Raw genomic sequence first — 23,221 nt, 5'->3', positions numbered from 1 at the left:
TACGCTGGCGGCGGTGACCGGCAGTGGCTGTTGGCCGTGATAGTTTGCAAGATATTAACTGCTCTGTTGTTCTTAACATTATTTTTCTCATAATTGTTAACGGTGGCAACTGCCTGTTATATGAATAATATCCTGCTCGGTATCTTGACCATCAAAAGTATAAGGTAATTCACACTGCTCACTGCTGTTCTCACCCCAGCGCACATAAAGTAAGCCTTTGTCGTCTTTTACACGTACGTAGATCTGATTCCCTTGACCTACCATCCCGACAATTTCATTTTTGCTGTTATAAACATCGGCACCCAGTGGTAACCCTCCGCCGTCATTGGTTTGGGTTTGAATTAACACAGCATAGCCTTTCAGAGTTTCGAATTTGACTTTCACTGCGGCCCCGGCATAAGGAACGACGCGGCCTTGATTCTCTTTCAGTTCAGTATTGCGATTAATACCTTTAGTATCCAAACCCACCGTATTGTAATTATAGGGTGTTAATGATGGCACCAAGGCAAATCCGTTATTATCAATTCTCGCCCCTTGTGCATTTCGTACTGTTGCACCCTGAGCACCATCCGCTTCAATTAAACCAAAGGTCTCGCCCAAATAAGGTCCGAGTGTCATACCTTTACTATGTATTACTGCGGCTCCGCGAGCACCAACACCATATTGGGTGTAATTATTGCCGCGGGAATAGCTGCCATTGACGGTCGCATTAGGGAATTGTTTTTGCACATTTGCCCCCCAGTTATTTGAACTGCTACTGATATTGCTGTCGTCATAGCCGGCATTCACTGAATAGTTAAAGCTGTTTCGTTCACCGGCGGTACCTGATAATGACGTCTGATAGCTATTACCACTTTTGGGATTACGGCTAGCGGACATCGATAAATATTGATTTTTATTTCCAATATTGAGTGGGATAGACACCGTTAGCGTCGCAATATTTTCAGTATTACCGTAGCGCGTTGTCGTCTGATTCGTCGTATCGTCATCCCAATTATATTGGGTTGAGGTATAAACAGTGCGCTGACGGCTAATGGCAAGGTTATAACTGACATCTTGGTAGCTATTTGAATAGTTTAGCTGTAACTGCGTATCTCGTTGCGTATCATTATAATAATCACTGGTCGACGCTGATGCAGAGAGTTGACCATAATTGCCCAACGTCTGGTTAATTGAGGTTGTAAACTGGCTGCGTTGTTTATAGGTTGTTGAATCCCATGTCCCGCCATTTTTTTGCGTTGAGCGCACACCAAAAACGTCATTTAAATCGCGATATCCTTTGGTTGAATAGCGATATCCGGCCAATGAAAATGTGGTCCCGGTTTGATTAAATGTCTGGCTATAGGTTGCTTGCATCCGCCAGCCATTCTGCGTGTCATCATTTTCAACTTTAGCATGAGAGTAGGTAGTATTGAGGCCAAAGGCCCCGATGGGGGTACCTAATACGCCACCGACAAGGAGTGCCGTATAGTCTTGCGCTAAACGCAGGCCACTGTTCGCAGTTAACTGATTGGTAAGACCGCGCTCATAGGTGAAGTCAGTGAAATAGTTATCAATATTGGTGAAATCACGAGATTCGCCGACCACCGCATTATAACGGCTAACACCTGGGCGCATTGAGTCCGGGACGGCACTGAATGGCACGGTAAATGTCGAACGGCTACCATTCGCTTCAATCACCTCAACATTGAGGTCACCCTGACTGGTGGTGCTATATAAATCGTTAATAACGAATGGGCCAGGCGCAACCGTAGTTTCATAAATTTCACGCCCATTCTGGCTAACAACCACCCGCGCATTGGTACTGGCAACACCACGAACTTCAGGGGCAAAGCCACGCATGGATTCTGGCCACATACGTTGGTCGGTTGCCATTTTAACGCCACGAAACGACATGGTGCCAAATAATGTACTGTCGGTGAAGGTTTCGCCCAGCGTTAATTGACTATCCAATTGGGGGATAGGGCGCTGGACATAAGTACGAATATTATTCCATTGGGTATCGCTGCTATTATCATTACTGGAATAACGTACGTTTGATTGTTGACGCAGTTGCCATAATCCGAGATTGAGGCCACTTTTTAAGCCAACAAAGCCGTAATCAGAGGTGTTGTTTTGCTGAGACTGCGTCTCACTGCGATAAAAGTTGGAACTGTAGTTAATGAATGCGAGCTTTTCGCCTTCCTGCCATTCACTTTGCTCGATATAACCTCTGGGCCGGTTTTGCAACAAAGCTTGTGGGATCGACAATTCTAGACGAAGTTTGGCTTGGTCAAAATGAAAAGAGGCACCTTTTACCCGCTCAGCCAGCGGCTTGCATTGTTCTGTAGACGAAGCCGCAGTATCCGAGGGGGCGGATTCTGTTTTGAGCGTATTAGGTTCTTTGGTTGCAGTACTGTCTTTGCCAGTAAGAACAACGCCAGCCGCAGTTAAGAATTCATCACTCAGGCAGGGGTAAACCTCTGATGAGTCAGCGTTCTTAATAAATTCAATGGTAGTGCGTTTAAACGGTTTGTTATTAACCAAGACATCGACAGCATCGTAATTTCCGGCTGTGGCAGAATTCTCTTTATTGAGTTGATTCAAACCTGAAGCAAAATTGGTCCCTAAAAACAGAGATTCATCGAACTCGAGGTTTTGTGGCTCATCCTGGGGTTCCGTGCACATTTCCCCGATAATGCTAACCTAATCGCTAAAAATCATTTATTTTCACTATGTTGACTTTAAAAAATCGACTGTCGCCGCTCACGTTTTCGACTCATCGATGATTTTATAGACCGTAGAACGTGCGATACTTATCATCTTTGCTATTTCTGTCGCTCCGGTTCCCCTTCCTCCTAAATCTTACCCCCTTAAGCTTGGCCTCCCGTCTGCCTTCGTTTGTTTGTTCTAAGGTCGATATAAAAAAAGGCCCGAAGGGCTTTTTATGAGGTCAGGGCAGACTGTGCCTGCGCCAGCCATCTTTCCTGAATGGTGGCTTTTGCCTGTGCCAGTCGCTGCTCTTCAATGACGCCTTTTTGCTGGGCAACCATCGCCCCGGGCTGGAGTGTAAATGCCTGCAACAGTTCCGCGCCGGGTAACATGGGCAGCGGCTTACCGGACAGAATATCCATCGCCTGGGCTTCCAGCGAAATGGCTCCCGCCATGCCGGCCAACCCCAGAAGTTTACCCTGTATTTTTTTCTGTTTAATGATAAAGGCGACACCGCCCACCAGGGTTGCCGCCCCAACGACCGCGCCCGCCACCATCAGCGGTGACAGCGGTTTATTGCTGTTATCGCCAAAATAGATCATCCGCTCGAGAAAATAACTGCCCCAGGGTTCGCGCGCCCCAAACGCATTGTGCATAAACCAGGCGCGGGAATCATGCACCTGATCATCAAACAGCGCGCGGAGCTGCCCCCCGGGTAATTCGGTATTACTGGCTTCACCGGCCACAGGGAATAGCACGGTACATCGCACTTCACCGGCGGTTTTCATGCGCAGCCATTCCGGGTATCGGTCGTCGGTACTCAGAAGGAAAATCGCGTTTTTTAGCCCATAGACCGGCTCAAAGTACCATTCCTGCGTGTTGGTGCGTGATACTCCCTGATAATCCTCTCGGAACTCCTCTGCGGCCTGGCGTAACTGGGTCTGTCCCAGTGACGCATCGAAGTCCTTAGGCCCCTGAGGGAGAAGGAGAAACTCACCGTCTTTAGCGGCAGCGGCCATGCTCTGGCGCTCTTTATCCGTGGTTTTTTGAATTTCCGCCCGGTTATCTTCGTCGGCTTTTCTGAGGGCCGGATCACTGTGTTTATCCAGTCCGTTGGCGGCAGAGTCGATGTAGAAGCGTTGTGTTTTGTAGGAGCCGTTGGCGTAGCGGTTGATGCGCCAGGCGGTGATCCACGCCGTTTGTTCTTCCATGGCTTTTTCCAGGCTGACGGCCGCGCGCAGTGGCTGGTATGTCGAGGCCTGTTCGTTGCTGATCTTTTTCTCTGCCGGCGGCAGGTTTAATGTCAGCGTACGCCATGCATTGAAGCGGCTGACGAGCGTCGGTTCTATAAAGAATTCTAATTGAAGGTCTGGGGGTAATTTCCGCCAGATATCTTTTTTCAAATCATCAGAAAGGGAGGATGGCGGTACTTTTAACGGTGCTCCAGCAGAAAACGCATTGGCATAAAGGTCATGTAACGGTATTTGCGATAAAAGATATCTATCTAATTGGTCTTTGTCGTTAGCTTTTCCCTGGTCGCCTGGCGGATATCCACCGCCCAAATCTGAATGTACACCGGGGTACACCACCTCTTCGCTGTTGGCCGGGTACTTTCCATCGGTGCGGCGAATGGAATCAAGGGGGAAGCAGAGCCGCTGCTCGTGGGAAGACACCAGATGGACACAGCGTTTTATCAGACCACCGTAAATTTTCTCGTCAGGCAGCGCCTGGTTACCGTCGGCCCAACCCATGTGGCCTTCCGCAATCGGGGCCATGTGGGGAATACCCACGGAGGCGACTGTATCCAGCAGGCCAATAAACTCTACGCTGAGGGGGATTTTCAGGTCACCGACCATCAGACACTGTTCTGGTTTTTCCTCATCGCCCTGCGGTTTTGGCAGCAGTTCACTGAGCCAACTGATAAAAGCCCTGGCTGCGGCCGCGCCGCGTGAAAACCCGTAGACGTACAGCTTGATACCCAGCAGTTTTGGCTTTCCCGGTTCTGCTGGCTGCAAGGCCGTGCGCAGAGATTTTAACAGGTCAGGCTTTTTGAGAAGGCGCTGGAATTCTTCATAGCGGTTACTGCTGCCGGTCAGGCCGAAGGAGGCCATCGATGTTGCCATTGTTTGAACGGATTTCCAGCAGGTACTGTCGTCCATTCGCTCCAGTCCTGTTGTGCGCCTGAGGGCATCAATGATGCGCAGCAGCCCCCAGTTGATGCGATCTTCGCCGTGCGTGGCGGCAGCGAGGCCGCGCATGCTGAAATCGAGGTCTGAAATTTCCGGGAACGGGGTACCGACGCCCGGCATATAGTATTTGTAATACTTGTTGTCGGCGCTTTGCGGCATATCTGTCAGCGCAGCGTTTTTGCTGGCAAGTCCTCCGGCCTGCCCCTGGCCGATGGTGGCTCGAAACAGGCGGGCAATATTGGTGGGGTGTTTCGGGTCGGCCACGTACAGGTCGTGATTCATGTTGTTGCCGGTGCCGTCAAAGAACAGGCTGATGTGCAGGGTCTTGCAGCAGGGGGGCATGACGCGGCGTCCTGTTGCGAGGCACAACTCATTGTGGTAGGCCCGTTCATGGCTGTCCTGTTGACGGCAGTTCTGACCGACCAGAGCCGCGTGAGCCGGAAGTCGGCCCTGTTCGGGGAATTGGGGGGGATACCAGACCAGATCGGTTGTTATCTCGGACATACTTTAGGCTCCGTCATCCGTAAAGGCTCTTTAATGGGGTAGTTAGGATGGCCATACTCGTAGCAACTGGTGGTGACTTTAATTTGGTCGCAGGGCATAAAGTGAACGGTGATCCCACATGTTTTTCCACCGGAGGTATAAGCGGGTACAGGAACTGTCAGGGTATGTTTTTTATTCATGGCCTTTATTTTTCTAGCCCACGCCAAAGCTTTTTCACTGTTCTCATACCCAGGAAAATCATCGTCAGTTCCCACCCCTGTTTCCCAATCTATTCTGACCGTCATTCCCGGTTTCCATTGTGGTGGTGCGCCGTAACAGCAGCCACCGCCGCCGCCCTGGAATGGGCCGATGGCATCGATGCCAGACTGTCCGTTGACGCTGAACTGGTTGATGGCCCATTTGGTGTGGTTAACAGCTTCGATGGTGCCCGCGAGGGCGAATTGGCTGCTTCCCGCCAGTAAAAAAGCCCCCACTAACAGGGTACGGCTGATTATTTTCATCATTAATTCCCTTTATTGTATCCGTGATTTTGTTCATGTGCCGGGCGCAAAGCAAACGGTTTAGTAATATTTGGGATTCCGGGCACTCATCGCCCCGAAAAGTTCCATCTAACGTCTTAAAACCATTAATTATTATAATGTTAATATATAAATCAAGGAGCATCACGAGATCTTTTCGTCTCCCAGAATTTTATAAACCGTGGAGCGGGCAATTCTGAGTTGACAGGAAATTTCCGTTGCACCAGTGCCTTTCTGGTGAAGCATCAGCACGGCGTCCCTGTCCACGGTACGTCTGCGGCCAAATTTGATGCCTTTCAGCTTGGCTTCCTGTCGGCCTTCATTCGTGCGCTCTAAGATCCTTCTGCGTTCGGCCTGTGCTACGGCTGACAGGATGGTAACCACCATTTTCCCCATTTCACCGTCAGTGCTAATCCCGTCGTCAATAAACCGTACAGCGACCCCCTGAATATCGAACTCTTTTATCAGATGGATCATATCGGCAGTGTCGCGGCCAAGCCGGTCGAGTTTTTTGACCAGGATGACGTCACCTTCCTCCACCTTCATACGCAGCAGATCTAGCCCCTCTCTGTCAGTATGGCTACCCGATGCTTTGTCGGTAAAAATGCGGTTGGCTTTCACCCCTGCCTCTTTAAGCGCCCGTATCTGAATATCGAGGGACTGCTGGCTGGTTGAGACCCGCGCATAACCAAAAGTTCGCATAAAATGTACCCTAAATCGAATATCAGACATGATGTGTATATTATGCCAAAATTACGATTTAATAGACACACAGATAAACCCGTTTTACTGTGTCTGATAATTTATAATATTTCGGACATCTAGTTTATGTAACACAGACTTAACATGCAGAGGGAATTATGCATAAAGGTAAAACAAGAATCAGTATATTAACCCGTAATGAGATAAATGAATTATATGAGCCTCCTTCATTCAGCACTACAGAGAGGGAAGAGTACTTCTCATTAGAGAGTAATCTTCGTAGGACGGTAAATAAAATTATAAAATTATAAAAATAGAAAGTAGAGTATATATAATATTACTTATAGGCTATTTCAGATATAAACCAGTGATCCCGGAATTTACATCACGAAGCGTAAAGAAAGATATAAAATATATTGTCCGGAATTTCTATCCGAAAGAAAATCCGGATATGGAGATTGACATTCCCAGGAGTACTATCACTTGGTTAATTAAGCGCATGTTATCAATCCTTGGTTTTATACAGTTAACCCCACCACTGAAAAAAGAGATGACCTTTCGCCTGAATGACGTAGCCACAATAAGTATGGATCCCCGATATATTTTTGACGAACTGCTGGCTTTTCTAGGACAGAAGAAAATTGCACTTCCGGGTTACAGTACGGTTCAGGATCTTGTATCTGAAGCATTAAATTCGGAAAGGCAACGCATCCTGAATATCCTTTCAAAAAGAATGACTGATGCCACAGTCAAAAAAATTAATTCTATTTTACACGATGAAGGGAAATTGAATAATATACGCGGGAGCAATGGAAATGCAAAAGACTTTTCACCATCTGAAATAGGAAAAGAACTTAGCACGCATAAAACTATCAGCGACATTTACCATGAGATAAAGGAAACTGTTAACTCATTGGGCATATCTAAGGGGAATATGTCATATTATGCCACAATAGTGAAACACAGTACTGCGTTCAGCCTTAAGCGACACCCGAAATGGCAGGGAACTCTCTATTTATGTTGTTATTTATATTTCAGATACAGAGAGATTAATGATAAAACCATCACTGCCTTTCGTTACCTTATAAAAAAACACAGTGAAGCTTCATCGATATCTGCAAAGCAACGCATGATTGAGGAAGTTGACTTAATAAATAAAAAACTGAAATTTGCTGGTAGTGTATTTAACCATTTCATCGATGAAAGCATTGATGACAACACGCCTTTTGGTGATATTCGAAGAAAAGTATTTGAAATTATATCCAGAGAAGATATGCATCTCGTCAGTCAATTCTTTGACAAGAATAATATCGACAAAATTGAATACCAGTGGCAGTACATTGACAGTAACCATCTTAAAGTCGCCAACTCTATCAGAAAGTTATTTATGGCCATTGATATTGTTTATGACAAAGAGCATTCTGTCATAGGTAAGCAAATTGAAACGTCCCGGACGGATTTAAAAGAAAAAGGACGACTGGACATCACAGATCAGCGGATAATTCGCCCAGCCGAGAAATCTTACATTGTAAACGAAGGAGCTGTTAATACATCCCGCTTCGAGTTTCATATGTACACCAGAGTGTCTAACATGCTGGAAAACGGTAGGATTTACGCATCAGAAAGCGAGCAAAACAAACGATTGGAGGATGATCTGATTGCTCCTGAGATCTGGGATAAAGATAAATCTATACTGATAGAAAAGACCGGTCTGAAGAGAATGATTACCCCCATAGCCCAGACTCTATCAGAACTTAAAAATAACTTTAATGATCAGTTAAAGAAAGTAAGTATAAGTATAAATTCAGATGCAAATGAATTTGTAAAAAGACTGCCGAAATCAAACAAGCTACAATGGAGTCTGGCAAGTAAAAAATGGAAAACCAGTATTGACAATCCGGTTTACAATCAAATAAAAAACATCGGAATTATTGATGTGATGAAATATGTCAATAAAGAAACAGGGTTTCTGTCAACTTTTAATGCTATAACATCCAGAAAGAATAATCTGGAAGCAAATGACAACGATCTCCTGGCCTGCATATTTGGCAATGGTGCAAACTATGGTGTTCATCGGATGGCATTTTCATCGGACAGAAGTATAGGGGTATTGAGAGACGTAAATGAAAAATTCATTCGTCCTGATACGACGGAACAGGCAAATATCATCATATCGGATGCAATAGCCAAACTTTCTGTATTTAAATACTGGACAATAAATGAAGAGTCACCCTTTGGAAGTATTGATGGTCAGAAGCACACATGCAGAATAAATACTTTCAAGGCCCGATTTTCTGCCAAGTACTTTCGAAAAGGAGAAGGTGTTTCATCCATGACGCTGGTATCCAATCATGTGCCATTAAAAACAGTTGTCATTTCTCCAAATGAGTATGAAGGACATTTTGCATTCGATCTACTTTATAATAATTCAAGTGAAATACAGCCAAAATCTCTGGCAACGGATAGTCATGGTGTCAACAATATAAACTTTGCCATTCTTGATATTTTTGCATATCAGTTCTCTCCACGATATGCGAAATTTAAAAAGATATTTAATGAGTTGTTTGAAATCATTCTAGATAAAGATGAATTAATAATTAAACTGAAGAAAGAGTTTAATCATAAACTCATCATGCAGGAATGGGATAATATACAGCATATCATTTGTTCTTTGAGCCGGAAAACAACTGTACAAAGCACAGTAATTAAAAAGTTATCTAATACTAAACGTAGCAGCAAAACGCTCGCAGCTCTGAGAGAATATGACAGGCTGATTAGATGTATTTACGTTCTGGATTACGCTGATAATAAAACGTTAAGGCAATTTGTTCAGCAGGCCCTAAATAGAGGTGAGGCTTATCATCAGTTGAGAAGAGCGATAGCCTCAGTTAATGGAAATCAGTTTCGTGGCGGTGATGACTACCAGATAGATCAATGGAATGATTGTGCCAGACTGATAGCAAACTGTATTATTTATTATAATGCAGCAATACTATCTGGATTAATTGATAAATTTGAAAAACAAGGGAATGAAAAGGCTATTGAGATGCTTGCTAATTTATCCCCGGTTGCTTGGGGTCATATCCTTCTGGGGGGTAACTATACTTTTGAAGAACAGCCAGCAATCACGAGCCTAGACAGTATCCTAGAAGATGTTGATCCACTAAATAGTGAGGAAGAAGCAGGATTAATTTGAAAAGTTAACATAATGAAAAATAGATATTTTTATCGAAACGTTTAGCATTTTCGTGGAAATGTGCACGGAACCCCATCCTGAGCCAAAGCCGTATCAACATGTAAGATTAAAGCAATACATAGTGTTAATGCTTTCTTGCGTCCAAAGAATTTTCTCTTCACAGAAGCGCGTGCAAGCCTCATAAATCTTCCTTTACCGGCTAAATACGATAACTTCCGGTATCTTGCCCGCCGAAATCATTCACTATCAGGAAATTAACAATAGCATTAGAAGGTACAGATGAATTTGGGATAACCCATTCTGCTTGAGACATCGGTGAAATCATCTCGGATTTCATTTTAAGTTTTTTACCACTGCCAACAACTTCACCACTGGCAATGGTGGCATAGAATCCTGTTGGGTTTTTCCCTGTTACAACAACATCTTTACCACGTTGGCGCACACTGAAAGTCAGTGCGCTGGAGACCTGATCAACACGGCCAGTAATACTTTCAGGTCGATAAAATACTTTAATGCGGTTACGCATCAACACTAACATTTTATTACTTTTTTCTGCTTTGTTGACGGGAGGCACCTGTAAAAAATTAAGATAGAACACGGATTCTCTATCTGTTGGCAGGCCGCTACCGGTATATTTCAGCCGCAATGTTTGTCCCGCATTGGCTTCCATGCGAAAGAACGGTGGTGTGACGATAAAGGGTGCTTTGCCTGTTTCTGGTGTTGATTGGGCATCACCACTGTCTAGCCAGACCTGAACCGCATTGGGGAAGTTGTCTTTATTTGTTAATTGTACGCTGTGCTCTTTTTCGCCCGCCGAATATATAATTCGGCTACCCGTCATGATGACGCTGGCTTTAGCAGAAGAGATGCCCATAAGAATTAATAACGCGATGAACAGATAACGATAACTGTAGCTATGTATGTTAACCATCATGGGGATACCCTCTGAATGAAACTGGCCGAATAGCTATTTTGTTGGTGCTTGAAGCTGCTGAATACACATCGGGGAACTTTACCCGAATCACTATTGTGAAGATTATCGGGATTAATGAGCCTCATTGAGGCTCACCCTGCGGGCTAGCATAAATGCTATTCAAAAAGGTCTATGACCGATTTGTCATTTACTTTGCCTGATTGCAGCGCCAATTAGTTAAAGTATATCCTATTCGGCAAAGCAGGTATTACAGGTAAGAAACTGCATATTGTACTGATGCGATCACAGAACCAGCGCCTGCTTGTCCAGTTGCAAAATATTGAACTGCAAAATCATGCTCTGCTGCTGTATCACCAGCCTTTAACACTATACCATCTTGCGCCAAACCACTATTCAGATCGATACCCGAAGTCGTTGTTGTGTCTTTCAGCAATTGAAGCTCAACGTTTGCTGCTGTGCCGGTATTTTTTAAGTTACCGGAAGCTGTGACTTGGTTAGCGACGAAAACAGTTTTGACATCAATATCATCAGGGCCAACTGCACAACCAGATACACCCAGGGTAAAGGCCGTTTTACCTGCTGTTTTCCCTGAAGCATCCAAATCGCTGCTGGATACAGTTGGCAGCAATACCATTGGGTTGGCATCAACGCCGTTGACGGTAACAGAACAGGTTTGTGCTGTGACTTCACCTTGGAAAGTAATTGTATTATTACTTGCTGCCATTGCAATAGTTGTAGATGCTGAGAATAACGCCATAGCCAAAGTTAACTTGTTCATTTAAAACTCCAATATAATAATTAAATGTGGGTGAGCATTCATTCGAATTTAAATATGAATGAATACTTAACTTAATAGATATGAAGTGGGTTAATGACTATATGTGCGAATGTTATTCGATTATACTTGTCAGCTTTCCACATTCTTTTCGTTTAAGTAAATCGGTGGTAATTATTCCGCCACGTCTGTTACTTGATGAGGGAGATAATATAGAAAGCTGTCTTAACTTCACATCAGATAAACGAACCAATCTATGTGGGAATATTCCTACAAAAACTGTGTATCTATAAATTATCTCTCAACTTATTGTATTTAAATGGTTTTTTATTTAAAATAAAACAACTAATGGGATCTTTCTTGTTGTTTTTGTTAAAAAATCTTGGTTTTGCTGTTTTCTAGCACCTAAAAATAGCTTTTCAATATAATTTTACTGGTTATTTTGTAAAGTATTTGTATAGAAAGTATAGATAAAATCATGAGGGATATAATATCCATAATATTATTTATTAAAAATAACCTTATAGCATGAGGATTACGTCAGATGAGAGCCACTGGACTAAAACTGAGTTATTGCGCCGCCAGAAAGGTGGCGCATCACTAACTTAGTTACGATATAACACTTTAATAATGTGATATCCAAACTGGGTCTTAACCGGTCCATAAGGTTGCAGCAGTTCGCAGCTAAATACCGCTTTATCGAAAGCTGGGACCATATCCCCTTTATTGAACTCGCCCAAATCGCCGCCATTACGTTTTGACGGGCAGTTAGAGAATTTTTTCGCTAACTCTTGGAAATTTGCACCGTTATTCAATTGCGCCAGAATATCGTTTGCCTGCTTTTCATCATCAACCAAAATGTGCAGTGCAGAAGCTTTGTTTGCCATAGTAACAATCACCACTAAGTTATTTAGACTACATAGTTATTTGAACGAAGGTTATCTTCAATAGGGCTTGAAGCGCGCCAGTGTAGCGTATTTTGGTCGTAATGGGGCCACTGTGGCGAGCGTTTTACAAATCAAAAACAGCAGGTGGTTTTTTTTCGCCGACCGCTTTCTGCTACAATCCTGTTCCCCCGTTAACCCACTGAGCTTCCGAGTGCCATGCGATTAAATCCCAGCCAACAACAAGCCGTCGAATTCGTTACTGGCCCCTGCCTGGTGTTGGCCGGTGCGGGATCGGGCAAAACCAGAGTTATCACTAACAAGATTGCCCATTTGATCCGCCAGTGTGGCTATCAACCGAAACATATTGCGGCGGTGACTTTTACCAATAAAGCGGCGCGTGAAATGAAAGAACGTGTGGCGCAAACATTGGGGCGTAAAGAAGCACGTGGCTTGATGATAGCAACCTTCCATACTCTGGGATTAGAGATTATCAAAAAAGAGTATGTGGCGTTGGGGATGAAATCCAACTTCTCGCTGTTTGATGCACAGGACCAATTGGGGCTATTGAAAGATCTGACCCACAAGTGGTTGGAAGACGATAAAACGTTACTGCAACAATTGATATCCCAGATCTCCAACTGGAAGAATGATCTGCTCTCGCCAGCGGCGGCTGCGGCACTGGCGCGATCCGAGCGTGATAAGCTGTTTGTGCATTGCTACGGCTTATATGACGCCCATTTGAAAGCCTGCAATGTGTTGGATTTCGACGACCTTATCACCCTGCCGACACTGCTGCTGCAAAACAATCTGGACGTGCGCGAACGCTGGCAAAATCGTCTGCGATACCTACTGGTCGATGAATACCAAGATACCAATACCAGCCAATATCAAATGGTTAAATTACTGGTGGGCAACCGGGCGCGTTTTACCGTAGTCGGTGATGATGACCAATCTATCTATTCATGGCGCGGAGCGCGACCACAGAACTTAGTCTTATTGAATGAAGATTTCCCGCAATTGCAGGTGATCAAGCTGGAGCAAAATTACCGCTCCTCGGGCCGTATTCTAAAGGCGGCAAATATTCTGATTGCCAATAACCCCCATGTTTTTGAAAAGAGACTCTTTTCTGAGCTGGGTTATGGCGATGAGCTGAAAGTGATCACTGCCAATAATGAAGATCATGAGGCGGAAAGAGTGATCGGTGAGCTTATCGCCCATCACTTTGTCAAAAAGACTCAATACAGTGATTACGCCATTTTGTATCGCGGTAACCATCAGTCGCGGTTGTTCGAAAAGCTACTGATGCAAAACCGTATCCCTTATCGTATTTCGGGAGGCGATTCATTTTTCTCGCGGCCAGAGATCAAAGACCTATTGGCGTATTTGCGGGTATTGACCAATCAGGACGATGACAGTGCATTTTTACGTATCGTGAATACACCCAAGCGTGAGATTGGTTCAACGACCGTGCAAAAACTGGGGGAATGGGCCAATTTACGTAATAAAAGCCTGTTTCGAGCCAGTTCTGATTTGGGATTAGGCGAGCATCTGAAAGGCCGTGGTCTGGAGTCATTGCAGCGTTTCACGCACTGGATAGATAGTATTATTCGGTTGGTAGAACGTGAGCCAGTGGCGGCAGTACGCGATCTGATTCACGGCATCGATTATGAAAGTTGGTTGTTCGAAACTTCTCCCAGCCCAAAAGCAGCAGAAATGCGGATGAAGAACGTTAATCTCTTATTCAGTTGGATGACTGAAATGCTGGAAGGCTCTGAGCTGAATGAGCCGATGACACTCACTCAGGTCGTTACACGTTTTACCCTACGCGACATGATGGAGCGGGGAGAAAGTGATGAAGAAGTGGATCAAGTGCAATTAATGACCTTGCATGCCTCCAAAGGGCTGGAGTTCCCTTATGTGTTTTTGGTTGGCATGGAGGAGGGCTTGCTGCCGCATCAAAGCAGTATCGATGAAGATAATGTAGATGAAGAGCGGCGCTTGGCCTATGTGGGTATCACCCGCGCCCAGCGTGAGTTGTTCTTTACCTTGTGCAAAGAGCGGCGGCAGTATGGTGAGCTGATTCGGCCGGAACCCAGTCGCTTTCTGATGGAGTTACCGCAAGACGACTTGAAATGGGAAGATGAGCGCAAAGCTGTTAGCCCGGAAGAGCGGATGCAGAAAGGCCAGAGTCATCTGGCCAATATTCGTGCGCAATTAGCGAATGCGAAGAAACAGTAGTGAAAGCTAAGAATTGCCACGAAGGCGAAAACAGTAACGGGCAGTGTCTTGGTCTGCCCGTTTTTACCCCGCTAAGGCGTTACGGGTTTGCCATCGACAGTCACGTTTTTCACGTCGCTGAAGTGCCAAGGGGTATCACCCCGTAACTCAGTAAAGACCACGTTATTAAATTCACTGTCACGTAAATCACTGATAGCGGTTGGGTTTACCTGTTTCAATTGCACATTGTTGACATGTACCAAACGGTGCCAGGCTTGGTTTGCCGTATCGCCTTTGATTTCAATCGCAGCGTTTTTGCCGGTTATATTATCTAATGTCACATTGTTTACTGTGAAATCATAGAATTGAGCCGGTATTTTAGCTGGTGGATAGTCGATATTGGCATTACTGTCGGCATAGTCCAGCGTCATCACTACCGCCTGTTTGGCCAAATCGCGCATGGCATTATTACGGAATGTCACGTTACGGGCGCCACCACCAATGGTGCTGGTGCTCTTGGCACGCAGGCCAATATCGGTCAGATACATCACGTTGTTTTCCGCCAGAATATCCTCAATCCAGGCACCGGTATGGCTACCGGTTACAATGGCACCGTGGCCCATACGGAAATAGTTATTAAACAGCCATGCACCTTTCATCGGCTCTTGCTGCTGTGCTTTTTCTCCAGTACCGGCAGCAAAATTGATGCAGTCGTCGCCAGTATCAAAGAAGTTATTAAACACCATTACATTTTGGCTATTACCAAACTCGATACCATCACCGTTGTTTGCATCATAGGTTTGATGAATTAAACCGTTGGCGACCACGTTGTGGTTTTCCAGATTCATAATGCCGTGGAATGCGGGGTTACGTACGGTAAAACCTGCCAGATAGACGTTCTCTACACCGCGCAATGTCATCAGGCTGGAGCGACGTTGACCATAGGCATTTTTCAAATCCATACCATCAGAAACAGCCTTCTCAACCTGATTTTTAGCCAGAATCCCATCTTCATGCACTTTGCTGTTTTTGCTCGCCACATATTGTGGCAATGGATGACCTAGCTCATCGGTCACTTCAGCCGTTTTTGCCCGTTGCCAGCCATTACCATCAATCACCCCCGGACCGGTAATACGGATGTTGCGGAAAGTCCCTGGTGTGCTTTTATTCGGGTCAATGGCATTGATCAGTGAGGCTGGGCGCTCAATGGTGGAATAGGGATATAAACGGTAACCCGCTGGATAATCATCAGGGTTCTCTGAGCCTAATAGTGTTGCACCTGCTTGCAGGTTGAGGGTCATATCACTTTTTAGCCACAGCGCGCCACTTTTGAAAGTACCCGCGGGGATTTCAACCCGGCAGCCTGGCTTACAACTATCGATTGCCTGTTGGATCGCCTTGGTATTCAATGTCTTGCCATCATCAACTGCGCCGAAGTCGCGCACGTTGACGATTTGTGGTTTGGCGCTGGTTTTTGCCGTAACAAGATTACTGGCAGCGGATAACGAGCCATCAGCATATTGGGCTTTTACCGTGAATTGATAGCGGGTATCGGGTTTCAGGCCATCAACGGTGAAGTTTTGTAGCACAATCTTATGCTGGAAATTATCTTTATCATTGGCATAAAAGTGATCGATATAGGGCTTGGCGGGAGAGAATTTATTATTGTTATCACTGGCTTTACCCAGCAGCTTTCCAGCAGAATAAATTTGATAATCGACAATTTTACCTGTGTCTTCTGGTGCTTTCCACACTAATACAATAGTGCTCTCATCATAAGCGAGAGTAGGAACCTGAAGCTGTTGAGGGGCATCGTGGGCACTTGTTTTAGCTGCAATTGCCGTTGGGGTGCTGGCTATCAGACTGGACATCATTACCAACATAGCCAAGCTATGTGGACGTTGAAGCTGTGCTCGCATTGTTACCTCTTCCAAAAAAGAAACGTCGTTTTATAAAAATACACACAATGTTTCTTTTTTAAGCTGAGGATGATCACAATCTGATGGTTTTGTAGAGATTTCAGTGTGAAGGATGAGGGGATAGGGCGACTCAGGCCGCCCAACAGCAAAGAATTTAATTAAGTTCTTCTAATGACAGTGGCCATTGGACATAGCTTTGCCAATGGCTTTCCTGTTCCAGCGCCTCTGCTCGATAAGGGTGCTGTTGTAACCAGCCATGGGGTAGCAGCACATAAAGAACCTCGCCCGTGGCCCGAAGCCTGACGGCTGGTAAGGTATCATCCCGCCGACGGCTGGAGAAAATAATCGACAGACGCAGGATTCGACACAGACGCTGTGCCATATTCACCGGCAATGCATTCTGCTGATTCAACAGGGACAAATCGAGAGTATCACTCTGGTTTTGCAACAATGCGGACAGTAATAGCTTTTGCGCGGGGGTAAAACCGGGTAGGTCTAGATTGCGGATCAGATAAGCAGCATGTTGGGGAGCATGTTTAAAATCGACACTTAGACCAATTTCATGAATCAAACAGGCATTTTGCAATAACTCCCGACATCGACTATCGAGTTGCCACTCTTTTTCTACCTGTAGCAAAAAATTATCGGCCAACTTGCTCACGCGCTTGGCTTGTTCGATATCGAGTAAATAACGGCGCTGCAAATTGCGCACTGTCCGGCTACGAATATCTTGCTCGACCGGTAAATGAAGCATGCCGTAGACTAGCCCTTCGCGCAGCGCGCCGCCAGCCAGTGTCATACTGTCAATTGCCAGTTCCTGAAATATCGCAATCAAGATAGACAAACCACTGGGGAAAACCAGCGCTCGCTCTAGTGTTAAACCGGGAATCTCCAGTTCTTCCAACTTGCCGCACTGAATGGCTCTCTGCTTGAGCTGTTGTAATTTGGCCAGCGTGATCAGTTCATCCATGCCCTGAGCAACCATAATTTCTTGTAGGGCCTGAACCGTACCCGATGCTCCAACACAAATTTGCCAGCCATGGTCACGAAAACGTTTCGCGACCGGTTTGATCATCTCACGAGCAGCCAGTTCCGCACGCTCAAAATTGTCTTTTGCCAGATTGCGATCGCTAAAATAACGTTCCAGCCAGGTGACGCAACCCATTGATAAACTGACGAGAATGTTCGCTTGAGCACCATTGCCGGTGACCAGTTCGGTGCTACCACCGCCGATATCCACCACCAGCCGCTGCTCCGGCCCACCGGTGGTATGTGCCACACCATGATAAATCAGACGAGCTTCTTCTTCGCCACTGATGACCTGAATCGGACAACCAAGAATGTCGATTGCAGTTTGCAGGAACTCTTCAGCATTTGAGGCAAGACGCAGGGTTGCAGTTGCAACCACCCGGATCTGGTCCAAAGGAATGTCCTGCAAACGTTCTGAAAAGAGCTTCAGACATTGCCAGCCGCGTTCCATCGCTTCTTGTGATAAATGGTTTTGACTATCCAGACCCGCAGCCAGACGGACTTTCCGCTTGATTCGGGCCAACGTCTGGATACTGCCTGCCACCTCACGTACTACCAACATATGGAAACTGTTGGAGCCAAGATCGATGGCAGCATAAAGTGAGGTGGAACTTAGCATCATTTATCAGCTCGGTCGCTTACGGTTATTCCGTGGTGCACCACTGCGACGTGGGGCAGAGTTACGGCGTGGACCATTCCCGGTACGGGTACGGGCCAGACGTTTTGGCGCCGGCAAATCAGTTAATAGCGCATCGCTATTATATTTGCTTACCGGAATGCTATGACCGGTGTAGGTCTCGATAGCCGGTAAGTTTAACGCGTACTCTTCACATGCCAGGCTGATAGAATGACCACTTTCGCCAGCACGACCGGTACGGCCAATGCGGTGAACATAGTCTTCACAGTCGTCAGGTAGGTCATAGTTGAACACATGGGTGACCAGTGGAATGTGCAAGCCACGGGCGGCAACATCGGTAGCAACCAGAATATCCAAATCACCTTTGGTAAAATCTTCCAAAATACGAAGGCGTTTTTTCTGTGCCACATCACCGGTCAGTAAACCAACACGATGACCATCAGCAGCCAAGTGACCCCAGATCTCTTCACAACGATGTTTGGTATTGGCAAAAATAATACAGCGGTCTGGCCACTCTTCTTCTATCAACGTCTGAAGCAGACGCATTTTTTCTTCATTTGAAGGGTAGAACAGCTCTTCCTGAATGCGGTGGCCGGTTTTTTGTAACGGTTCCACTTCAACATATTCAGCGTTATTCATTTGTTCGAATGCCAATTCACGTACCCGGTACGAGAGTGTGGCAGAGAACAACATGTTTAAACGTTTATCAACGGAAGGCATACGGCGGAACAGCCAGCGGATATCTTTAATAAAGCCCAGATCGTACATCCGATCAGCTTCATCCAGAACCACAACCTGAATCGCACCGAGGTTAATATAATTTTGTTTCGCGTAGTCGATTAAACGGCCAGTAGTACCGATCAGAATGTCAACGCCACTTTCCAGCACTTTAAGCTGTTTATCGTAGCCGTCACCACCATAAGCCAAGCCTAATTTCAGGCCAGTCATCTGGGAAAGTGATTCCGCATCGGAGTGAATTTGTACTGCTAATTCACGCGTTGGTGCCATAATCAATGCGCGTGGTTGATTAGTCTGGCGACCCTCTTCAGCCGGGTGAGAAAGCAAATAATGGAAAGTAGACGCTAAGAATGCCAGCGTCTTGCCGGTACCTGTTTGCGCCTGACCCGCTACATCACGCCCAGAGAGGGTGAGTGGCAATGCTAACGCCTGGATCGGCGTACAGTTATGAAACCCTTTGTTTTCAAGAGCTTCTATAACTAGCGGGTGCAGGGCGAAGTCGGAAAACTTCAGTTCGGTCAAGTGTGTTTTGCTCATAGTGTGGTAGAATATCAGCTAACTATTGCTTTACGAAAGCGTATCCGGTGAAATAAAGTCATCCTATTGTTGGTTAATGCTACACCAACGAGGTAGACACAATCCTTTGGAGTAGAACATGAGCGATAAAATTATTCACCTGAGTGACGACAGCTTCGACACTGACGTGCTGAAAGCCAGCGGCCTGGTTCTGGTCGATTTCTGGGCTGAATGGTGTGGTCCGTGCAAGATGATTGCTCCGATTTTGGATGAAATTGCTGAAGAGTATGAAGGCAGACTGACCATCACTAAATTGAATATTGATGATAATCAGGGCACGGCACCGAAATACGGTATCCGTGGTATCCCTACACTGTTGTTATTCCGTGACGGTGAAGTAGTGGCCACCAAAGTGGGTGCCTTGTCTAAAGGCCAGCTTAAAGCCTTCTTGGATGCAAATCTGTAAGCGGTATTAGCCGTCAATACCCAAAGTCGTTGGCGTTGCAGCAAGTGAACTTCGATGATCTGACTAAGGTTAGTGATTCGGGCGACAAATCTGTCAGAAGCAGATTTGAGCACTGTTTGCCGCGGGCTCAACGAGGTGAGGTTCATGGATGGGCTGAGTTGTAATAGCGGCTAACACGGCTGTGGCTGCAAGGCTGTAGGGTATGTTTAGCGGCAGTTGTGATTTCTCACACTGACCGCTAGACGCCTGCAAAGAAGCGTGTTAAGTTTACTCTACTGCATATAGAACATTCCTGTGTATCGAGTCCGGGTTTATAGCATCTAGCTTATTCTTTAGTATCTAATTTACTCTTTAGCATCTAATAAATAGTCTGTAGCACCTAAATAGTTTGAATCTAAAGCTTTACTCTATGTCGAAATAATGTGTGTTGAGAATGATTATGAACTCAATCAGTTTTTTGACAGTCTAACGGTTTTACAAATCAGTCTAAGGTACCTTCAATCTTTTGACCGTTGTGTCGCGCAAATCCCGCGTAAGTCATTACTTGCGTAGTTTGTTCAAGGCCGGTGATTGAATGTCCCATTAAACAGGCACGGATGACGCTGCCATACCATTCACGACCATAGTTCGAGACATACCCCGAGTTTAAGAACCCACCATTATGAATCTTACCGAATTAAAGAACACGCCGGTTTCTGATCTGATAACACTTGGCGAAAATATGGGGCTGGAAAACCTGGCCCGGATGCGTAAACAAGATATTATTTTCTCTATTCTTAAGCAGCACGCGAAAAGTGGAGAAGATATCTTCGGTGACGGTGTATTGGAGATATTGCAGGATGGATTTGGTTTCCTCCGCTCTGCAGACAGCTCCTACCTCGCCGGTCCCGACGACATCTATGTATCCCCAAGCCAAATTCGCCGTTTCAACCTTCGCACTGGTGATACCGTTGCCGGTAAGATTCGTCCGCCGAAAGAGGGTGAGCGTTATTTTGCATTGTTAAAAGTTAACGAAGTTAACTACGACAAACCGGAAAACGCCCGTAACAAAATCCTGTTCGAAAACTTAACCCCATTACATGCCAACTCTCGTCTGCGCATGGAACGTGGTAATGGTTCGACAGAAGATTTAACTGCCCGTGTACTTGATTTGGCCTCGCCAATCGGTCGCGGTCAACGTGGTCTGATTGTGGCACCGCCTAAAGCGGGTAAAACTATGCTGTTGCAGAACATCGCTACCAGCATTGCTTACAATCACCCTGATTGCGTCTTGATGGTATTGCTGATTGACGAACGTCCTGAAGAAGTGACTGAGATGCAACGTCTGGTTAAGGGTGAAGTTATTGCTTCCACTTTTGATGAGCCAGCATCCCGTCACGTTCAGGTAGCTGAAATGGTTATCGAGAAAGCGAAACGTCTGGTTGAGCACAAAAAAGACGTTATCATCTTGCTGGACTCCATTACTCGTCTGGCCCGAGCATACAACACCGTAGTTCCTGCTTCAGGCAAAGTGCTGACAGGTGGTGTGGATGCTAACGCCTTGCATCGTCCTAAGCGTTTCTTTGGTGCTGCACGTAATGTTGAAGAGGGCGGTAGCCTGACCATCATTGCCACGGCATTGGTTGATACCGGTTCTAAAATGGATGAAGTTATCTATGAAGAATTTAAAGGTACCGGCAACATGGAACTGCATTTATCGCGCAAAATTGCCGAAAAACGTGTGTTCCCAGCCATCGATTTCAACCGCTCTGGTACACGTAAAGAAGAGCTGCTGACCACCACTGAAGAGCTGCAAAAAATGTGGATCTTGCGCCGTATTCTTCATCCAATGGGTGAAATCGATGCGATGGAGTTCCTCATCAGTAAACTGGCAACAGCGAAAACTAACGATCAGTTCTTCGATAATATGAGACGTTCGTAAGTCGAGTAAAATCAGTCAAAACGCCACGCACAGTCGTGGTGTTTTTTGCTTTTGGAATATACGATAGTTGGGTTTGTTATCCATTAAGTGATGGGCATTCCATAATTTATGGCTATTTTGGTAGTTATTCTCATTACCAATGAGAAAATAGCAAAAAATAGAGTTGGGAATAACAAGCAAGGCTGTCATCATATTCGGAAATAACTGAAAGCGTGGGGAAGGCATGGTATGTGCCAAGCCGCATGCTAAGCTGTCGTATCATTTTTGCAGAGAGCGGTTAAACGTGAACTTACTCACTATGAGTACTGAGATATTTGTTATATTCCTGTTTTCTCTGGCATTTTTATTTGTTGCTCGCAAAGTTGCCAAGAAAATCGGACTTGTTGATAAACCTAATTATCGCAAACGTCACCAAGGGTTGATTCCATTAGTGGGCGGAATATCCGTGTTTGCGGGTATTTGTTTTACCTTTCTGATAACCAATCAGCAGATCCCTCATTTCCGACTCTATCTCGGTTGCGCCGGTTTATTGGTGTTCATTGGTGCTTTAGATGATCGCTTTGATATCAGTGTAAAAATCCGTGCCTTTGTTCAGGCATTGGTGGGTATCGCCATGATGGTAGTCGCAGGGCTCTATTTGCGGAGCCTGGGACATGCTTTTGGTCCGTGGGAGATGTCATTAGGGCCATTTGGCTATGTCGTCACACTGTTCGCGGTGTGGGCAGCGATAAATGCTTTCAATATGGTGGATGGTATTGATGGTTTACTGGGGGGGTTGTCTTGTGTCTCCTTCGGTGCCATGGGTATTCTATTGTATCAAAGCGGGCTGATGGCATTGGCATTATGGTGCTTTGCCATGATAGCCGCTATCTTGCCTTATATTCTGTTAAACCTTGGGTTATTAGGGCGTCGCTATAAAGTCTTTATGGGTGATGCGGGCAGTACGCTAATTGGCTTCACCGCTATTTGGATGTTGCTGCAAACCACACAAGGGAATTCCCATCCGATTAACCCGGTGACTGCATTATGGATTATTGCAATTCCATTGATGGATATGATTGCCATCATGTACCGACGTTTACGTAAAGGAATGAGTCCTTTCTCACCAGACCGTCAACATATCCACCACTTGATTATGCGTGCCGGTTTTACCTCACGGCAGGCATTTGTCTTAATTACACTGGCGGCAGCGTTGTTAGCGGCGATTGGTGTTATTGGCGAAAGGCTGACATTTGTCCCTGAATGGGTGATGTTGGCATTATTCTTGCTTGCATTTCTGTTGTATGGCTACTGCATTAAACGAGCATGGCGTGTGGCACGTTTTATCAAACGGATGAAGCGTCGGATGCGTCGTGCATCGCAAAATAAGCATGAATCTTAAC

General features: G+C 45.6%; 14 protein-coding genes and 2 pseudogenes. 5 read left to right on the top strand and 11 right to left on the bottom strand.

Annotation, left to right across the window (positions count from 1 at the left end; genetic code table 11):
- Positions 1-96 precede the first annotated feature (96 nt).
- From ACWJJO_RS21710 to ACWJJO_RS21690, 5 genes and pseudogenes are all read right to left on the bottom strand, one after another.
- Positions 97-2,652: pseudogene (locus tag ACWJJO_RS21710) on the bottom strand (fimbria/pilus outer membrane usher protein); the annotation flags it as partial.
- Positions 2,653-2,745: 93 nt separating this feature from the next.
- Positions 2,746-2,893, bottom strand: a pseudogene (locus tag ACWJJO_RS21705) (helix-turn-helix domain-containing protein); the annotation flags it as partial.
- 31 nt (positions 2,894-2,924) lie between these two features.
- Positions 2,925-5,384: a T6SS phospholipase effector Tle1-like catalytic domain-containing protein gene (locus tag ACWJJO_RS21700; RefSeq protein WP_481091026.1), complete on the bottom strand. Its 2,460-nt coding sequence runs from the start codon at positions 5,382-5,384 to the stop codon at positions 2,925-2,927.
- Entirely contained in the window at positions 5,372-5,884 is a 513-nt protein-coding gene (tli1a, locus tag ACWJJO_RS21695; RefSeq protein WP_481091581.1) for a Tli1a family immunity protein, read from the bottom strand. The genes ACWJJO_RS21700 and tli1a overlap by 13 nt, the downstream gene beginning before the upstream one ends.
- A 162-nt stretch (positions 5,885-6,046) precedes the next feature.
- Positions 6,047-6,604 carry a recombinase family protein gene (locus ACWJJO_RS21690; RefSeq protein ID WP_481091045.1) on the bottom strand — a complete coding sequence of 186 codons (558 nt, stop codon included), beginning with the start codon at positions 6,602-6,604 and terminating at the stop codon, positions 6,047-6,049.
- Between the two features lie 367 nt (positions 6,605-6,971).
- Here ACWJJO_RS21690 and ACWJJO_RS21685 point away from each other — a divergent pair, with 367 nt between their 5' ends.
- Positions 6,972-9,800 (top strand): Tn3 family transposase, encoded by a 2,829-nt coding sequence (locus ACWJJO_RS21685; RefSeq protein ID WP_481091512.1) that lies wholly within the window; start codon positions 6,972-6,974, stop codon positions 9,798-9,800.
- A gap of 199 nt (positions 9,801-9,999) precedes the next feature.
- On the opposite strand, the gene ACWJJO_RS21680 is transcribed toward ACWJJO_RS21685, so the two are convergent.
- From ACWJJO_RS21680 to ppiC, 3 genes are all read right to left on the bottom strand, one after another.
- Positions 10,000-10,731 carry a fimbrial biogenesis chaperone gene (locus tag ACWJJO_RS21680; protein ID WP_193784857.1) on the bottom strand — a complete coding sequence of 244 codons (732 nt, stop codon included), beginning with the start codon at positions 10,729-10,731 and terminating at the stop codon, positions 10,000-10,002.
- A 250-nt stretch (positions 10,732-10,981) separates the two neighbouring features.
- Positions 10,982-11,512 carry a fimbrial protein gene (locus ACWJJO_RS21675; RefSeq protein ID WP_372569768.1) on the bottom strand — a complete coding sequence of 177 codons (531 nt, stop codon included), beginning with the start codon at positions 11,510-11,512 and terminating at the stop codon, positions 10,982-10,984.
- A 602-nt stretch (positions 11,513-12,114) separates the two neighbouring features.
- The gene (gene ppiC, locus ACWJJO_RS21670; RefSeq protein ID WP_004704164.1) at positions 12,115-12,396 is read right to left on the bottom strand and encodes a peptidylprolyl isomerase PpiC; all 282 of its coding nucleotides are present in this window, start codon (positions 12,394-12,396) and stop codon (positions 12,115-12,117) included.
- 216 nt (positions 12,397-12,612) lie between these two features.
- Here ppiC and rep point away from each other — a divergent pair, with 216 nt between their 5' ends.
- On the top strand, positions 12,613-14,634 hold the full coding sequence (gene rep, locus ACWJJO_RS21665; RefSeq protein ID WP_420073273.1) for a DNA helicase Rep: 2,022 nt from the start codon (positions 12,613-12,615) through the stop codon (positions 14,632-14,634).
- 71 nt (positions 14,635-14,705) lie between these two features.
- Here the strand turns inward: rep and ACWJJO_RS21660 are convergent, their stop codons facing one another.
- The 3 genes from ACWJJO_RS21660 to rhlB all read right to left on the bottom strand — a co-directional run bounded on the left by ACWJJO_RS21660 (position 14,706) and on the right by rhlB (position 19,473).
- On the bottom strand, positions 14,706-16,532 hold the full coding sequence (locus tag ACWJJO_RS21660) for a glycosyl hydrolase family 28 protein (RefSeq protein ID WP_083161868.1): 1,827 nt from the start codon (positions 16,530-16,532) through the stop codon (positions 14,706-14,708).
- Between the two features lie 154 nt (positions 16,533-16,686).
- On the bottom strand, positions 16,687-18,180 hold the full coding sequence (gene ppx / locus ACWJJO_RS21655) for an exopolyphosphatase (RefSeq protein ID WP_481091616.1): 1,494 nt from the start codon (positions 18,178-18,180) through the stop codon (positions 16,687-16,689).
- A 6-nt stretch (positions 18,181-18,186) separates the two neighbouring features.
- Positions 18,187-19,473, bottom strand: a complete 1,287-nt coding sequence (gene rhlB, locus ACWJJO_RS21650) for an ATP-dependent RNA helicase RhlB (RefSeq protein ID WP_005190253.1) — start codon at positions 19,471-19,473, stop codon at positions 18,187-18,189.
- A gap of 118 nt (positions 19,474-19,591) precedes the next feature.
- Between rhlB and trxA the strand changes: the two genes are divergently transcribed.
- From trxA to wecA, 3 genes are all read left to right on the top strand, one after another.
- On the top strand, positions 19,592-19,918 hold the full coding sequence (gene trxA / locus ACWJJO_RS21645) for a thioredoxin TrxA (RefSeq protein WP_004714235.1): 327 nt from the start codon (positions 19,592-19,594) through the stop codon (positions 19,916-19,918).
- Positions 19,919-20,579: 661 nt separating this feature from the next.
- The gene (rho, locus tag ACWJJO_RS21640; RefSeq protein ID WP_004704159.1) at positions 20,580-21,839 is read left to right on the top strand and encodes a transcription termination factor Rho; all 1,260 of its coding nucleotides are present in this window, start codon (positions 20,580-20,582) and stop codon (positions 21,837-21,839) included.
- Between the two features lie 283 nt (positions 21,840-22,122).
- Positions 22,123-23,220, top strand: a complete 1,098-nt coding sequence (gene wecA, locus ACWJJO_RS21635; protein WP_083164000.1) for a UDP-N-acetylglucosamine--undecaprenyl-phosphate N-acetylglucosaminephosphotransferase — start codon at positions 22,123-22,125, stop codon at positions 23,218-23,220.
- Position 23,221 lies beyond the last annotated feature (1 nt).

The organism is Yersinia antarctica, assembly GCF_056636475.1.
The sequence above is the reverse complement of the archived record's forward strand: the minus strand, read 5'-3'. Positions and strand labels throughout refer to the sequence as shown.

Coding starts and splice junctions, on each gene's coding strand:
- ACWJJO_RS21690 (WP_481091045.1), bottom strand. CDS start 6,604: ATGCGAACTTTTGGTTATGCGCGGGTCTCAACCAGCCAGCAGTCCCTC.
- tli1a (WP_481091581.1), bottom strand. CDS start 5,884: ATGAAAATAATCAGCCGTACCCTGTTAGTGGGGGCTTTTTTACTGGCG.
- ppiC (WP_004704164.1), bottom strand. CDS start 12,396: ATGGCAAACAAAGCTTCTGCACTGCACATTTTGGTTGATGATGAAAAG.
- ACWJJO_RS21680 (WP_193784857.1), bottom strand. CDS start 10,731: ATGGTTAACATACATAGCTACAGTTATCGTTATCTGTTCATCGCGTTA.
- trxA (WP_004714235.1), top strand. CDS start 19,592: ATGAGCGATAAAATTATTCACCTGAGTGACGACAGCTTCGACACTGAC.
- rhlB (WP_005190253.1), bottom strand. CDS start 19,473: ATGAGCAAAACACACTTGACCGAACTGAAGTTTTCCGACTTCGCCCTG.
- ACWJJO_RS21660 (WP_083161868.1), bottom strand. CDS start 16,532: ATGCGAGCACAGCTTCAACGTCCACATAGCTTGGCTATGTTGGTAATG.
- ACWJJO_RS21675 (WP_372569768.1), bottom strand. CDS start 11,512: ATGAACAAGTTAACTTTGGCTATGGCGTTATTCTCAGCATCTACAACT.
- ppx (WP_481091616.1), bottom strand. CDS start 18,180: ATGCTAAGTTCCACCTCACTTTATGCTGCCATCGATCTTGGCTCCAAC.
- rho (WP_004704159.1), top strand. CDS start 20,580: ATGAATCTTACCGAATTAAAGAACACGCCGGTTTCTGATCTGATAACA.
- ACWJJO_RS21700 (WP_481091026.1), bottom strand. CDS start 5,384: ATGTCCGAGATAACAACCGATCTGGTCTGGTATCCCCCCCAATTCCCC.
- rep (WP_420073273.1), top strand. CDS start 12,613: ATGCGATTAAATCCCAGCCAACAACAAGCCGTCGAATTCGTTACTGGC.